The 14,516-nt window shown below is 69.0% G+C and carries 14 protein-coding genes; 9 read left to right on the top strand and 5 right to left on the bottom strand.

Features of this window, described 5'->3' with window-relative positions:
* Window positions 1-62 precede the first annotated feature (62 nt).
* The 5 genes from GTW43_RS17245 to dnaA all read right to left on the bottom strand — a co-directional run bounded on the left by GTW43_RS17245 (window position 63) and on the right by dnaA (window position 7,067).
* Window positions 63-623 (bottom strand): DUF721 domain-containing protein, encoded by a 561-nt coding sequence (locus tag GTW43_RS17245; protein ID WP_161302913.1) that lies wholly within the window; start codon window positions 621-623, stop codon window positions 63-65.
* Window positions 620-1,744: a DNA replication/repair protein RecF gene (gene recF, locus GTW43_RS17240; RefSeq protein ID WP_161302912.1), complete on the bottom strand. Its 1,125-nt coding sequence runs from the start codon at window positions 1,742-1,744 to the stop codon at window positions 620-622. Before recF ends, GTW43_RS17245 begins: the two co-directional genes overlap by 4 nt.
* Window positions 1,745-1,831: 87 nt before the next feature.
* Window positions 1,832-2,707 (bottom strand): phosphogluconate dehydrogenase (NAD(+)-dependent, decarboxylating), encoded by an 876-nt coding sequence (gene gnd, locus GTW43_RS17235; protein WP_161302911.1) that lies wholly within the window; start codon window positions 2,705-2,707, stop codon window positions 1,832-1,834.
* 165 nt (window positions 2,708-2,872) lie between these two features.
* On the bottom strand, window positions 2,873-4,003 hold the full coding sequence (gene dnaN / locus GTW43_RS17230) for a DNA polymerase III subunit beta (RefSeq protein WP_161302910.1): 1,131 nt from the start codon (window positions 4,001-4,003) through the stop codon (window positions 2,873-2,875).
* Between the two features lie 952 nt (window positions 4,004-4,955).
* Window positions 4,956-7,067, bottom strand: coding sequence for a chromosomal replication initiator protein DnaA (gene dnaA / locus GTW43_RS17225; protein WP_161302909.1), 2,112 nt, complete (start codon window positions 7,065-7,067; stop codon window positions 4,956-4,958).
* Between the two features lie 409 nt (window positions 7,068-7,476).
* Here dnaA and rpmH point away from each other — a divergent pair, with 409 nt between their 5' ends.
* The 9 genes from rpmH to GTW43_RS17180 all read left to right on the top strand — a co-directional run bounded on the left by rpmH (window position 7,477) and on the right by GTW43_RS17180 (window position 14,452).
* On the top strand, window positions 7,477-7,614 hold the full coding sequence (gene rpmH, locus GTW43_RS17220) for a 50S ribosomal protein L34 (protein ID WP_006381191.1): 138 nt from the start codon (window positions 7,477-7,479) through the stop codon (window positions 7,612-7,614).
* 21 nt (window positions 7,615-7,635) lie between these two features.
* Window positions 7,636-8,007 (top strand): ribonuclease P protein component, encoded by a 372-nt coding sequence (gene rnpA, locus GTW43_RS17215; RefSeq protein WP_161302908.1) that lies wholly within the window; start codon window positions 7,636-7,638, stop codon window positions 8,005-8,007.
* A complete protein-coding gene (gene yidD / locus GTW43_RS17210; RefSeq protein WP_161302907.1) occupies window positions 8,004-8,354 on the top strand; it encodes a membrane protein insertion efficiency factor YidD in 351 nt (116 codons plus the stop codon). Before rnpA ends, yidD begins: the two co-directional genes overlap by 4 nt.
* Before the next feature lie 8 nt (window positions 8,355-8,362).
* On the top strand, window positions 8,363-9,679 hold the full coding sequence (gene yidC, locus GTW43_RS17205; RefSeq protein WP_161302906.1) for a membrane protein insertase YidC: 1,317 nt from the start codon (window positions 8,363-8,365) through the stop codon (window positions 9,677-9,679).
* 27 nt (window positions 9,680-9,706) lie between these two features.
* Window positions 9,707-10,213, top strand: coding sequence for a R3H domain-containing nucleic acid-binding protein (locus GTW43_RS17200; RefSeq protein ID WP_161302905.1), 507 nt, complete (start codon window positions 9,707-9,709; stop codon window positions 10,211-10,213).
* Between the two features lie 107 nt (window positions 10,214-10,320).
* Window positions 10,321-11,037 carry a 16S rRNA (guanine(527)-N(7))-methyltransferase RsmG gene (rsmG, locus tag GTW43_RS17195; protein ID WP_161302904.1) on the top strand — a complete coding sequence of 239 codons (717 nt, stop codon included), beginning with the start codon at window positions 10,321-10,323 and terminating at the stop codon, window positions 11,035-11,037.
* Between the two features lie 311 nt (window positions 11,038-11,348).
* Window positions 11,349-12,425, top strand: a complete 1,077-nt coding sequence (locus GTW43_RS17190; protein WP_161302927.1) for a ParA family protein — start codon at window positions 11,349-11,351, stop codon at window positions 12,423-12,425.
* Window positions 12,422-13,534 carry a ParB/RepB/Spo0J family partition protein gene (locus GTW43_RS17185; RefSeq protein WP_161302903.1) on the top strand — a complete coding sequence of 371 codons (1,113 nt, stop codon included), beginning with the start codon at window positions 12,422-12,424 and terminating at the stop codon, window positions 13,532-13,534. Before GTW43_RS17190 ends, GTW43_RS17185 begins: the two co-directional genes overlap by 4 nt.
* 300 nt (window positions 13,535-13,834) lie before the next feature.
* Window positions 13,835-14,452 (top strand): GNAT family N-acetyltransferase, encoded by a 618-nt coding sequence (locus tag GTW43_RS17180; protein ID WP_161301991.1) that lies wholly within the window; start codon window positions 13,835-13,837, stop codon window positions 14,450-14,452.
* Window positions 14,453-14,516 lie beyond the last annotated feature (64 nt).

Genomic DNA, 14,516 nt, shown 5'->3' with positions numbered 1-14,516 from the left:
AGAGGCTCACAGCGGCACTCAGCGCTTCGAGGTGTCAACCCCCAGCAATCGTGACCGCACGCTCACCCGTAGGTGTCGCCGTGACCGGTGCTCCCAGGGGCGCGCAAGGGGCCGTAGCGACGGGGGCCCGCGCCGGGATTCCTGATGTCGATGCGCCGCACGGTGCCGTGCCCGAGGTCCTCGTTCAGCCGTCTGACCAGCTGCGGAGCCAGCATGCGCACCTGCGTCGCCCACGCCGTCGAATCGCACTGCACCACCAGGACGCACTCGTCCTCGTCGTACTTCTGCGGCACACAGTGCTTGGCGAGGTCGTCACCGACGATCTGCGGCCAGCGGCCCATGACCCCGCCCACCGCGGCCGGCGTCTCCCAGCCGCGCTCGGTGATCAGCCGGTTGATGGCCGCGCCCAGGCCCATCGGGTCCCGTCCGTCGGCCCGCGCCCCGGAGCGCAGCCCGCCGCCCCGCCGCGCCTGCTTCTTCTGCTGCGCCGACGCGCCACGCGCGCGGGCGGCCTCCTTCGCCGCGCGCAGCGCCACGCGCGCGAGGTCGACGCCCGAGGGCTCCGCACCGGGTGCCTTCGGGCGCTCCCCGTCGGGGCCCGGGCCGGACTTCTGGTCGCTCACAGCCGCTCCACCGTGCCCTCGGAGACCGCGTACCGGGCACCGCTCAGCAGCTCCGGCACGTCGTCGTCGACCGCAGCAGTCACGAGGACCTGCTCGCCGGGCGCGACGAGCTCCGCGAGGCGCTCCCTGCGGCGCGCGTCGAGCTCGGCGAAGACGTCGTCGAGGACGAGCACCGGCTCGTTCCCCTCGGCCCTCAGCAGGTCGTACGAGGCCAGGCGGAGCGCCAGCGCGTACGACCAGGACTCGCCGTGACTCGCGTAGCCCTTGGCGGGCATCCGGCCGAGCTTGAGGAGCAGCTCGTCGCGGTGCGGGCCCACCAGGGTCACGCCCCGCTCGATCTCCTGCTTGCGGGCGCCTTCCAGAGCGGCCATCAGCTGCTCGTAGAGCTCCTCGCGCGCGTGGCCGACGATCTCGGGCGACGACGGCCGGTACTCCAGGGCGAGCGGGCCGCCGCCGGGAGCCAGCTGCTCGTAGGCCTTGTCGGCCAGAGGCTGCAGGGCCGCGATCAGATCGTGCCGCTGGGCGAGCAGCTCCGCGCCCGCGCGCGCGAGGTGCTGGTCCCACACGTCGAGCGTGGACAGGTCCATGGTGCGGCCGCCGTGCCGGCGGGCGAGGGCCGCGGACTTCAGCAGCGTGTTGCGCTGCTTGAGGACGCGGTCGTAGTCGGAGCGGACGCCGGCCATGCGGGGCGAGCGGGCCGTGATCAGCTCGTCCAGGAAGCGGCGCCGCTCGCCGGGGTCGCCCTTGACGAGCGACAGGTCCTCGGGCGCGAAGAGCACGGTCCGCACGATTCCGAGGACGTCACGCGGTCTGACCTGCGACGACCTGTTGATCCTGGCGCGGTTGGCCTTGCCGGGGTTCAGTTCGAGCTCGACGAGCTGCTGGCGCTCGCCCTGGCGCACCTGGGCCCGGACGACGGCGCGCTCGGCGCCCATGCGGACGAGCGGCGCGTCGGAGGAGACGCGGTGACTGCCGAGGTTCGCGAGGTAGCCGACGGCCTCGACGAGGTTCGTCTTGCCCTGCCCGTTGGGCCCCACGAACGCGGTGACGCCCGCGTCGAGCGCCACCTCGGCCCGGGCGTACGAGCGGAAGTCGGCCAGCGACAGATGCGTGACGTGCATGGTCGTGGGCCGACCTCCCCCAACGTGCTTCTCGAACGGCTGCAGCGGTTGTCCACCGCTGATCCGCAGCTTGTCTACAGCTGTGGATTACTTCTTCTCGACGGCGTGGCCGCCGAACTGATTGCGCAGCGCCGCGATCATCTTCATCTGCGGCGAGTCCTCCTGGCGCGAGGAGAAGCGCGCGAAGAGGGACGCGGTGATCGCCGGGAGCGGGACCGCGTTGTCGATGGCGGCTTCCACGGTCCAGCGGCCCTCGCCGGAGTCCTGCGCGAAGCCGCGCAGCTTGTCGAGGTGCTCGTCGTCGTCCAGGGCGTTGACCGCGAGGTCGAGCAGCCAGGAGCGGATGACGGTGCCCTCCTGCCAGGAGCGGAAGACCTCGCGCACGTCGGTCACCGAGTCGGCGGCCTCGAGCAGCTCCCAGCCCTCGGCGTAGGCCTGCATCATGGCGTACTCGATGCCGTTGTGGACCATCTTGGCGAAGTGGCCCGCGCCGACCTTGCCCGCGTGCACCGAGCCGAAGTCGCCCTCGGGCTTCAGCGCGTCGAAGACCGGCTGCACCTTGGCCACGTTCTCGGCGGAGCCGCCGTACATCAGCGCGTAGCCGTTCTCGAGGCCCCACACGCCGCCGGAGACGCCGCAGTCGACGAAGCCGATCCCCTTGGCCGCCAGCTCCTCGGCGTGCTTCTCGTCGTCCGTCCAGCGCGAGTTCCCACCGTCGACCACGACGTCGCCCGGCTGGAGGAGCTCACCGAGCTCGTCGACGGTGGACTGGGTCGCGGCGCCGGCCGGGACCATCACCCACACCACGCGGGGGGCCTCCAGGCGCCCGACGAGCTCCTCGAGGCTGTGGACGTCCGCGAGGTCGGGGTTGCGGTCGTAGCCGATGACGGTGTGGCCTGCGCGGCGGATGCGCTCGCGCATGTTGCCGCCCATCTTGCCGAGGCCGACGAGACCGAGCTCCATCAGTGGATCCTTACGTTGCTACGGGGGCGAGAGGTGGTGCGCACGGGACGCGGAGGAACGCCTGTGACGTCCCGGTCCGCGGTTCTGAGCCTAAACCCGGCCTCTCGTCCACACCTGTGGGCGTAGCCGCTCGGGCGAACCCGAGCGGCCGGCCCGCTCGGCGTCTCAGCCCGACAGCCGCACCGGCATGATCAGGTACTTGTAGGCCTCGTCCGCCTCGGCGTCCACGGCCGGCTTGCCGCTGAGCAGCGCGGGCTTGGTGGACGTGGTGAACGACAGCTGGGCGACCGGGGAGTTGATCTCCTTGAGGCCGTCGAGCAGGAACTGCGGGTTGAAGGCGATCGAGATGTCGTCGCCCTCGAGCTGAGCGTCGAGCCTTTCCACAGCCTGTGCGTCGTCGCTGGAGCCGGCCTCCAGGATGAGCACGCCCTGCTCGAAGCTCAGCCGCACCGGCGTGTTCCGCTCGGCGACGAGGGCCACGCGCTTGACGGCCTCCTCGAAGGGGGCGGTCTCGATGACGGCCACGGAGTTGAACTCCGTCGGGAACAGCGTGCGGTACTTCGGCAGGTCGCCCTCGAGCAGCCGGGTGGTGGTGCGGCGGCCCGCGCCCTCGAAACCGATGAGGCCTTCGCCCGCGCCGGAGCCGGACAGGGCGATCGTGACCGTGTCACCGCTGGTCAGCGCCTTGGCGGTGTCCAGGAGCGTCTTGGCGGGTACCAGGGCGACCGCGGAGGCCTCGGGGTCCTCCGGCTTCCACAGGAACTCGCGCACCGCGAAGCGGTAGCGGTCCGTGGACGCCAGCGTCACGGTGTCGCCCTCGATCTCGATGCGCACACCGGTGAGGACGGGCAGCGTGTCGTCACGGCCGGCGGCGATGGCCACCTGCTGGGCGGCGGCAGCGAAGACCTCGCCCGGGACGGTGCCCGTCGCGGTCGGCATCTGCGGCAGTGCCGGGTACTCCTCCACAGGCAGGGTGTGGAGCGTGAAGCGCGAGGAGCCGCACACCACGGTCGCCCGTACACCGTCTGTGGAGATCTCCACCGGCCTGTTGGGCAGGGCGCGGCAGATGTCGGCGAGGAGGCGGCCGGACACGAGCACCGTGCCCTCCTCGTCGACCTCCGCGTCCACGGAGACGCGTGCCGAGACCTCGTAGTCGAAGCTCGACAGGCTGAGTGCGCCCTCCTCGGCCTTCAGCAGAAGGCCCGCGAGGACGGGCGCAGGCGGTCGTGCCGGGAGGCTGCGCGCCGCCCAGGCCACCGCCTCCGCGAGTACGTCGCGTTCCACCCGGATCTTCACCGTAAGCCGCCTCCTGCTGTTGCTGGCTGCTCTCGCCCTGCGTTGGTCTTCGGTCTGCCGTCTGCATCGGCAGACGTGGTGTCGCTCGGCCCACAGCTGGGGAGAACACCGGGGACCAGTCTGACGTACCGCGCTGACAGTCGTTGCCCGCCTCGGTCAAGTCGCACCGGGGCGTGGTCGAGGTGCCGAGAGCAAGTTGTGCACAGCCCCCACTTCGAAACGGATTCCCAGCTCTCTCTAGTTGGGAGTAGTAGTAGGGGCTGTGGAAACCGTGGATAACTGCTTCTGCGCAGGTCAGGCCCGGTTTTTTGTCCACCGAGCCTGTGGGCCGAGGCGGTGGACAACCCGCCCTCGCTGTGGACGGCGAAAAGTTCTGCACACACGATGCACAGCCCGGGGCCACTTCTCCCCAGATCCGTCCCCAGCTTCGGCCCGGTTCCCCACAGGGTGACGAGGGCCCTCGATGTGACGCCTTTCACTCGAGCCGGTGACGGGGCGCGTCATGTTGCCGAACAGTGGACAGCCGTGTGGAGAAGCGCCGGATCGCTGTGCACAACGGCTGCGATCCTGTGGGTCGACAGTGGACAACGAAATGCACACCCTGTGGAAGAAAAATCTGTCCACAGCCTGTGGAGATCGTCTGTCCACGAATCCACAGCCACCTGACCTGGCCTGATGCTCTGTCACCCGATCTGCCTGTGGATGCATTCTGGACAACTCTGCGGTCCCCAGGGTGTGGATCGCAAAAACCCGGCAGATCTGTGGAGAACCCCCGTGACCTGGCCGTTAATCGAACACCGATGGGTCGTGGACAGGCCGACGGGCGCCGCTTCCGCACCGCGACCGAGGGCCACGGAGCCGTTCACAGAGGCCCTGAGGGCATACGAAAGGGCGCCCCGGTGCGGATCCGGAGCGCCCTGGGAGAACGGGCTCAGCTCGTGCCGAGCCGCTGTCAGCCGTTCTTGATGCGGTTCGTGAGCTCGGTGACCTGGTTGTAGATGGAGCGCCGCTCGGCCATCAGCGCGCGGATCTTGCGGTCCGCGTGCATGACGGTCGTGTGGTCCCGCCCGCCGAACTGCGCGCCGATCTTCGGCAGCGACAGGTCGGTGAGCTCACGGCACAGGTACATCGCGATCTGGCGGGCGGTCACCAGGACGCGGCTGCGCGACGATCCGCAGAGGTCCTCGACCGTGAGCCCGAAGTAGTCCGCGGTCGACGCCATGATCGCCGTCGCCGTGATCTCCGGCGCCGCGTCCTCGCCGCCGGGGATCAGGTCCTTGAGCACGATCTCGGTCAACCCGAGATCCACCGGCTGCCGGTTCAGCGAGGCGAACGCCGTGACGCGGATCAGTGCGCCCTCCAGCTCGCGGATGTTGCGCGAGATACGGGACGCGATGAACTCGAGGACCTCCGGAGGCGCGTTGAGCTGCTCCTGCACGGCCTTCTTGCGGAGGATCGCGATCCGCGTCTCCAGCTCGGGCGGCTGGACGTCCGTGATCAGGCCCCACTCGAACCGGTTGCGCAGACGGTCCTCCAGGGTCACCAGCTGCTTGGGCGGCCGGTCGCTGGAGAGCACGATCTGCTTGTTCGCGTTGTGGAGCGTGTTGAACGTGTGGAAGAACTCCTCCTGCGTCGACTCCTTGTCCGCGAGGAACTGGATGTCGTCGACGAGCAGGATGTCCATCTCGCGGTACCGCTTGCGGAAGGAGTCGCCCTTGCCGTCGCGGATCGAGTTGATGAACTCGTTGGTGAACTCCTCCGAGCTCACGTACCGCACGCGCGTACCGGGGTAGAGACTACGGGCGTAGTGCCCGATGGCGTGCAGCAGGTGCGTCTTGCCGAGGCCCGACTCCCCATAGATGAACAGGGGGTTGTAGGCCTTCGCGGGCGCCTCGGCGACCGCGACCGCGGCCGCGTGCGCGAACCGGTTCGACGCGCCGATCACAAAGGTGTCGAAGAGGTACTTGGGGTTCAGCCGCGCGGTCGGCTCGCCGGGACCCGTCGCCGGCGCGGGCTGCGCGGCCAGCGGGCCGGGAGCGCCGCTGGGCACACCACGGCCGCCGGGTCCGCCGGGCCCGGCCGGACCGGAGTCCTGGGCGTGCCGGCCGCCGCCCATCGACGACGGCTCGCCCGGATCGCGCCGCTGCGGACGCTCATGGGCTCCGTGCGACGGGCGGGCCGAGGGCGACGTGTCGTAGGAGGAACGCTCCTCGTACCCGCTGCGCTCCTCATAGGGGGCGCGCTCCTCGTAAGGGGGCCGCTCCTCATAGGAGGAGCGTTCGTTGTAGGAGGAGCGCTCCGGCTGCTGCTGCTCGTAGCGGCCGCGCTCCGGTTCGTACGCCTGCTGGTCGTACCCCTGCTGTCCCTGCTGTCCTTGCTGTTCGTAGGGCGAGCGCTCCTGCTGGCGATAGTCGTGCTGCTGCGGAGGCGTCGCGTACGGGTCGCGCTCGGGGAAGCCGAGGCGCGGCTGCTGCCAGCTGTACTCGTCCTGCTGCGGGCGCGGCCAGGCGCCGGGCTGCGGGCGCTGGTAGTCGGGGTAGGCGGGCCGAGCCGTCGGCAGCGGGTCCTCGCGCTGGGGCTGGGGAGCCGGCTGCTCGCCACGGCCGCCCTGCCCGCGGTCGTCCATGCCGCGGCGTTCGTAGCCCTCGTACGCGTCCCGCCCGTCCCGTCCGTCGCGGCTGTCCCGCTGCTCGTACGTGTCGTGGCCCGGGCCGGGGGCCGCGGGCGGCTCGGTGTCCTCGTAGCGGTGCTGCGGGGCCGACGGGGCCGACGGCGCGGGCTGCTCGCCCACGGAGTCGTCGACCGTGATCGCGATCCGGATGGGGCGTCCGCACTCACGGCTCAGGGTGTCGCTGACGACGGGGGCCAGCCGGCCCTCCAGTACGCCCTTGGCGAACTCGTTCGGCACGGCCAGCAGGGCGGTGTCGGCGACGAGTGCCAGGGGCTGGCAGCGCCGGATCCAGTGCTCGTCCTTCGTCTCGACGCCCTGCCCGCGGCCTTCCCCGAGAAGTTGTTCCAGAACTCGTGGCCACACTGCGGCAAGATCGGCAGGTACGTCAGCCACAGGGCACGCTCTCTCGCTGGTCCCACGAACGTGTGATTCCTGGGACGGGATGGGTGAGAAGGTCGAACCCGGTTCGGGAAAGAAACCGGGTGCGGCGGGGAGAAGGGAACGAATCGGAGTTCAGCCACGGTAGTCAGCGCGACCGCCGTGGTTCAAGTTGTTGTCCCCAGCCTGTGGACAGTGTCCCCCGCGCGATGCCGGTTTGACCGGATGGCGTAGCCGCGCGTACCGTGACCAGGTCGAGTTGTCGATGGCTGCTGCCGCCTGCCTCCGATGGGCAAGGTCACGGACCGGAAATTGATTGCGGTACGTGTAGCGGTGCACTCGGGCGTATTGCGAGCTACTCGTGGGCGCACGGTGACAGCCAGGCGATGTCCCGCCACCACCCGAATTTCTCTGGAGCCCCCGAGTGAGCAAGCGCACCTTCCAGCCGAACAACCGTCGTCGCGCCAAGACCCACGGTTTCCGCCTCCGCATGCGGACCCGCGCCGGTCGTGCGATCCTCGCCAACCGTCGTGGCAAGGGTCGCGCCAGCCTGTCCGCCTGATCTCGCTGATCAGGTCATGACGTGCTGCCTACCGAGCATCGGCTGAGGCGGCGCGAGGACTTCGCGACCGCGGTACGTCGAGGACGCCGGGCTGGACGCCCGCTTCTCGTCGTCCATCTACGCAGCGGTTCAACGGACCCGCACGCACCTGGGGAGAGCGTTCCCCCGACGCGTGCGGGTTTCGTCGTGAGCAAGGCCGTGGGTGGATCCGTCGTACGGAACGCGGTGAAGCGCAGACTTCGGCACCTCATGCGCGACCGAGTGGCCTTGTTGCCCCCAGGTAGCCTGGTAGTCGTACGCGCGTTGCCCGGAGCAGGCGACGCGACCCACGCACAGCTGGCCCGAGACCTGGACGCCGCCCTGAAGCGGCTTCTGGGAGGGGGCGCGCGATGAAGTACCCATTCCTGGCCTTGATCAAGCTCTACCAGTGGACCATCAGTCCGCTGCTCGGTCCGGTGTGCAAGTACTACCCTTCGTGCTCCCACTATGGCTTCACGGCCATCGACCGGCACGGTGCGATCAAGGGAACAGCCCTCACCGCCTGGCGCATCCTCAGGTGCAACCCGTGGTCGCACGGCGGTGTCGACCACGTTCCGCCGCGCAAGCGCCCACGCTGGCACGAAATGCTCCGCAGTGCCTTGCGCGGGGACAAGAAGGCGGCTCCCGTCGTTGACGACGACAGACAGCCTGCCCAGGACACCCCGTCCGCATCGACCCCGCCCCATGCCCAAGGAGCCTGATCAGGGACATGATTTCCGATATCGTCAACGCGATTTCCGGCGTCTTCGCGTTTCTCACCTACCCGGTGTCCTGGGTCATCGTCCAGTTCCACAAGGTCTTCGGGGCCATCTTCGGCCCTGACTCCGGCTGGGCCTGGGGCCTGTCGATCGTGTTCCTGGTGGTGCTGATCCGCATCTGCCTGATCCCGCTCTTCGTGAAGCAGATCAAGGCCACGCGGAACATGCAGCTGCTCCAGCCGCAGATGAAGGCGATCCAGGAGCGCTACAAGAACGACAAGCAGCGTCAGTCCGAAGAGATGATGAAGCTGTACAAGGAGACGGGTACCAACCCGCTCTCCTCGTGCCTTCCCATCCTCGTGCAGTCGCCGTTCTTCTTCGCGCTGTACCACACGCTCGCCGGCATCGCCGACGGCAAGAAGATCGGCTTCATCGACCAGTCGCTGCTCGACAGCGCGCAGAAGGCGCACATCTTCGGCGCCCCCCTGGCTGCGAAGTTCACGGACAGTGCCGCCGAGATCTCCAAGATGGGTGCCTCGCTGACGGACGTCCGCGTCGTCACCGCCATCATGATCGTCCTGATGTCGGCGTCGCAGTTCTACACGCAGCGCCAGCTGATGACGCGGAACGTCGACCTGACGGTGAAGACGCCGTTCATGCAGCAGCAGAAGATGCTGATGTACGTCTTCCCGCTGATCTTCCTCTTCATGGGCATCAACTTCCCCGTGGGTGTGCTCGTCTACTGGCTGACCACCAACGTCTGGACCATGGGTCAGCAGATGTACGTCATCAGCCGGAACCCCACCCCGGGCAGCAAGGCCCAGGCCAAGATGCTCGAGGGCCTGCAGAAGCACGTCGCCACGCACAGCGCCACGCGGACCAAGCGCGAGCGGACCATCGTCAAGGCCATCGTCGCCAAGGGCCGCGACCGCAACGAGTACGAGCGCAAGTTCATCAACGGTCTGAGCAAGGCCGGGCTGAGCGCCCAGGCGGACGGCACCGTCGTGAAGGGCGCCTCCGCGACCGAGGTCCTGGACGAGGACGGCACCCCCAAGGCGGCCGGCCCCCAGAAGCGGCAGCAGCCCAAGCGCCAGTCCAAGTCGCAGCGCCAGTCCGGCCCCACGGCGCAGGGCGCCGCCGGCACCGACGCGGCCCAGCAGAAGCCCTCGCTGGAGAAGAAGGACGAGCCGCAGGACGCCGCCCCCAAGGCCAAGCAGTCCGGTGGCGGCAAGCCGGCCGGCGGCGCCACCGCAGCCGGTCGCAGCCGCGCGAAGTCCAATCAGCGCAAGGGCCAGCCGCCGCGCTCCAAGTCCTCGTCCAAGAAGTAAGTCTTGACCCAAGAAGGAGCCCCTCCAGTGACGGAAGGCACCACCTCTCCCGAGGTTGGCGACACCCTGACCCACCTCGAGCAGGAGGGTGAGATCGCCGCGGACTACCTCGAGGGTCTGCTGGACATCGCGGACCTCGACGGTGACATCGACATGGACGTCGAGGCCGACCGGGCCGCCGTGTCCATCGTCAGTGACGGCGGCGGCCGCGATCTGCAGAAGCTGGTCGGCCGCGACGGCGAGGTCCTGGAAGCCCTTCAGGAGCTGACCCGCCTGGCCGTGCACCGTGAGACCGGTGACCGCAGCCGTCTGATGCTGGACATCGCCGGATACCGCGCCAAGAAGCGTGCCGAGCTGACCGAGCAGGGCGCCGAGGCCGCGGCCGAGGTGAAGAGCTCCGGCGAGCCGGTCAAGATGAAGCCGATGACGCCGTTCGAGCGCAAGGTCGTGCACGACGCGGTCAAGGCCGCCGGCCTGCGCAGCGAGTCCGAGGGCGAGGAGCCGCAGCGCTTCGTCGTCGTACTTCCCGCCTGAGCGGTACGTCGCTTTCCCGGCCCCGTCTGTTCGCAGGCGGGGCCGATCTTTGTCAGCCTGTTAGTCAGCCACCCAGTGCGGTAGTGCGGTACGGAAGGACGGTCCCCGTGACGGAGGCAGCAGAACTCCCCCCGGCTCCGGAGCAGGCCCGGGCGGTATTCGGCGAGCGCTTCCCGGACGCAGTCCGGTACGCGGAGCTGCTTGCGGACGCGGGTGTGCAGCGCGGTCTCATCGGCCCGCGGGAGGTGCCGCGACTGTGGGAGCGGCACATCCTCAATTGCGCGGTGCTCTCCGAGGTCGTCCCCGAGGGTGTCACCGTGTGCGATGTCGGGTCCGGAGCCGGCCTGCCGGGCATCCCGCTCGCTCTCGTCCGTCCCGACCTCAAGATCACTCTGCTAGAGCCCCTGCTGCGGCGTACGACCTTCCTCACCGAGGTCGTCGAGCTGCTCGGCCTCGACCACGTCACGGTGGTCCGCGGCCGTGCCGAGGAGGTCCTCGGCAAGCTGACGCCCGTCCATGTCGTCACGGCACGGGCGGTCGCACCGCTGGACCGTCTCGCGGCCTGGGGCGTCCCGCTGCTGCGCCCCTACGGGGAGATGCTGGCGCTCAAGGGCGACACCGCCGAGGAAGAGGTCAAGGCGGCCGGCGCTGCGCTGAGCAAGCTCGGCGCCGTGGAGACCTCGGTTCTCCACGTGGGCGAGGGAGTCGTCGACCCGCTGTCCACCGTGGTGCGCGTCGAGGTCGGCGAGAGCCCGGGCGGCGTCCGTTTCGCGGCCAAGCGGGCCAAGGCGGCTCGTACGGGACGCGCCCGCCGCCGGCGCTGACGTTCTTGGGTCCTGCTTCCGTCAGGAGCAGGCGGAGTACCGCTGATCCACACTGATGACCGGCGGTACTCCACAAAAGCTGTCCCCTGTACGCCCGCCGGGGTGTCGCACCGGACGGCATCGGCCCGCGGTGCATCGTGTTTCACGTGAAACGTCGCTCATTGCTGCAGGGCATCATCAGTCGCGGTCGCGCGGCGGCCGCCCCACGCGACCGGAAACCCTTGGGGTCCCTCGACAGGGGGATGGAGTTGTCCACAGAAGGGGTTTCATCCACAGAAGACAGGGCCTCGCTGGTTCTCGACCCCGAAGGCATGGGAGGCTCTGTTCATTGCGAGCCTGAAGTCGAGGAGAGTGAATCCTTGCGGTCCGACGCCAACATCGCGGGACCGATGACCGATCCGGTCCCCGGTCCCCGCACCGAATCGGCGGGGGAGGATGTTTCACGTGAAACACCGCCCCCGATGGACGACACACCCATCGGTCGCGCTGCCCAGCTGGCAGTGGAAGCGCTCGGTCGCGCAGGCGAAGGCCTGCCACGTCCTGAGCAGACCCGCGTCATGGTGGTAGCCAACCAGAAGGGCGGCGTCGGCAAGACCACGACGACCGTCAACCTCGCCGCTTCGCTCGCGCTGCACGGCGCCCGCGTCCTGGTGATCGACCTGGACCCGCAGGGCAACGCCTCCACGGCTCTGGGCATCGACCATCATGCCGAGGTCCCCTCCATCTACGACGTGCTGGTCGAGAGCAGGCCGCTGGCGGAAGTCGTGCAGCCTGTCCCGGACGTCGAAGGCCTCTTCTGCGCCCCGGCCACCATCGATCTGGCCGGCGCCGAGATCGAGCTGGTCTCCCTGGTGGCACGCGAGAGCCGACTCCAGCGGGCCATCCAGGCGTACGAGCAGCCGCTCGACTACGTGCTCATCGACTGCCCACCCTCCCTGGGACTGCTGACAGTCAACGCGCTCGTCGCCGGTGCCGAGGTGCTCATCCCGATCCAGTGCGAGTACTACGCGCTCGAGGGCCTGGGCCAGCTGCTGCGCAATGTGGACCTGGTACGAGGCCATCTGAACCCGAACCTCCACGTGTCGACGATCCTCCTCACGATGTACGACGGCCGGACCCGCCTTGCGTCGCAGGTCGCGGACGAGGTCCGTAACCACTTCGGTGAGGAGGTGCTGCGCACGAGCATCCCGCGCTCGGTCCGTATCTCGGAGGCGCCCAGCTATGGGCAGACGGTCTTGACCTACGATCCAGGGTCGAGCGGTGCGCTCTCGTACCTCGAAGCGGCGCGAGAGATGGCGCTGCGCGGTGTCGGGATCCACTACGAAGCCCCGCAGGCCCATTCGGGCACGCAACTTGACCAGCAGAGCACGCCGGAGGGCATTCAATGAGCGCACAACGGAGGGGACTGGGCCGCGGCCTCAAAGCCCTGATCCCGGCAGCTCCCACCCCTGAGGACTCGGTGCCCACGGGTCCGGCCGGTGGAGTCTCGGCGCCCAGCGCCGCGATGCCGTCGCTGACCCAGGAGCGGGGCGTCGCGGCTGCGAAGCTGGCCTCGCTTCCTCAGGCCGCTGTTTCACGTGAAACAGAAGAGCCTGTGGCTCCGGGTGCTTCCGCACACGCGGACGCGGAAGCGTCCGAGGTGGCGTACTTCGCCGAGCTGCCGCTCGACTCGATCTCGCCGAACCCGCGCCAGCCGCGCGATGTGTTCGACGAGGAGGCACTGGCCGAACTCGTCACGTCCATCAAGGAAGTCGGCCTGCTCCAGCCGGTCGTCGTACGCCAGGTGGGCCCGGAGAGCTTCGAGCTCATCATGGGCGAGCGGCGTTGGCGCGCAAGCCGTGAGGCGGAGCTCGAGCGCATTCCCGCGATCGTCCGTGCCACGGACGACGAGAAGCTTCTCCTCGACGCCCTCCTGGAGAACCTCCACCGGGCTCAGCTGAACCCGCTGGAGGAGGCGAAGGCGTACGAGCAGCTGCTCACCGACTTCAACTGCACCCACGACCAGTTGGCGGACCGGATCGGTCGTTCGCGCCCGCAGGTCTCGAACACGCTGCGTCTGCTGAAGCTGTCGCCGGCTGTGCAGAAGCGGGTGGCGGCAGGTGTCCTGTCGGCCGGTCACGCGCGCGCCCTCCTGGGGGTCGAGGACTCCGAGGAGCAGGACCGGCTCGCGCTCCGCATCGTCGCCGAGGGGCTTTCGGTGCGAGCGGTCGAAGAGATCGTCACCCTGATGGGGTCGCACTCCAAGGCAGCGCCCCGCGCGAAGGGACCGCGCACAGGAACCCTGGTCTCCCCGGGCCTGAACCGTCTGGCGACGCGCCTCTCGGACCGCTTCGACACGCGGGTGAAGGTCGACATGGGTCAGAAGAAGGGCAAGATCATCGTCGAGTTCGCCGATCTGGGCGACCTCAGGCGGATCATGGGCACCCTGGCTCCGGACGAGGAGTCACTCCTCCAGGAGGGCCTCCCGGAGACGGACGAGGCCGACGGCGAGAGCTGAGCGGCGACCGTTCAAGAGGGCGGGCCGTGTCCGGTGTGTACCGGAACGCGGTCCGCTCTTTGCTTTCTTACGGTATCGGTGGAATCTCATCCTGGTTACGATGCGACAGGGACGGACGGAGCCAGCCGGAAGCCTTCTGAAGGAAGCAGCAGCCATGCGAACGGTGAGTCGCAGCGGACTGATGACCGCAGGTCTGGGACTGGGCGCAGTCGGTGGATTCGTCGGCGGCCTGCTCAGGGAACGGAGCGCTCTGACCGCTGCGCGTGCCGCGGCGGGCGAGGGAAGCGAGGAACTGTCTTCATGGGGCGTCGGCTCGTACCGCTCACGCTGGACAACCTTCCGGACCTTCCCGAGCGCTGTCGCTCGTGCGTCTTCTGGGAGCTGGACCCCGTCAGCGGCGAGGCAGCGGTAAGAGCCGGCACGCCCGGTCTGGAGAAGGAGTCCTGGATCTCCGCGGTCCTCCTCGAGTGGGGATCCTGCGGGCGAGTGGTCTACGTGGACGAGGCTCCCGTGGGCTACGTGCTCTATGCCCCTCCCGCCTACGTGCCGCGCTCCACGGCATTCCCCACGAGCCCGGTGTCACCGGATGCGGTGCAGCTGATGACCGCCTGGATCGCCCCGAGCCATCAGGGCCAGGGCTTGGGGCGCGTCATGGTGCAGACCGTCGCCAAGGATCTGCTGCGCCGGGGGTTCAAGGCGATCGAAGCCTTCGGAGACGCACGGTGGAAGGAACCGGCCTGTCTGCTCCCCGCGGACCATCTGCTGGCAGTGGGCTTCAAGACCGTCCGGCCCCACCCGTCGTACCCGCGGATGCGGCTGGAGCTGCGCACGACGCTGTCATGGAAAGAGGACGTCGAGATGGCGCTCGACCGTCTGCTGGGCGCGGTGCAGAAGGAGCCCGCGCTCCGGCCTCTGTGAAGCCTTTTTCTCGAGCGTCCGCGAACGCCGGAGGGGCCGACCCCAGCTGGGGTCGGCCCCTCCG

It is taken from the genome of Streptomyces sp. SID5785 (assembly GCF_009870065.1).
GTDB lineage: Bacteria > Actinomycetota > Actinomycetes > Streptomycetales > Streptomycetaceae > Streptomyces.
This window is presented reverse-complemented; position numbering and strand designations above follow the sequence as displayed.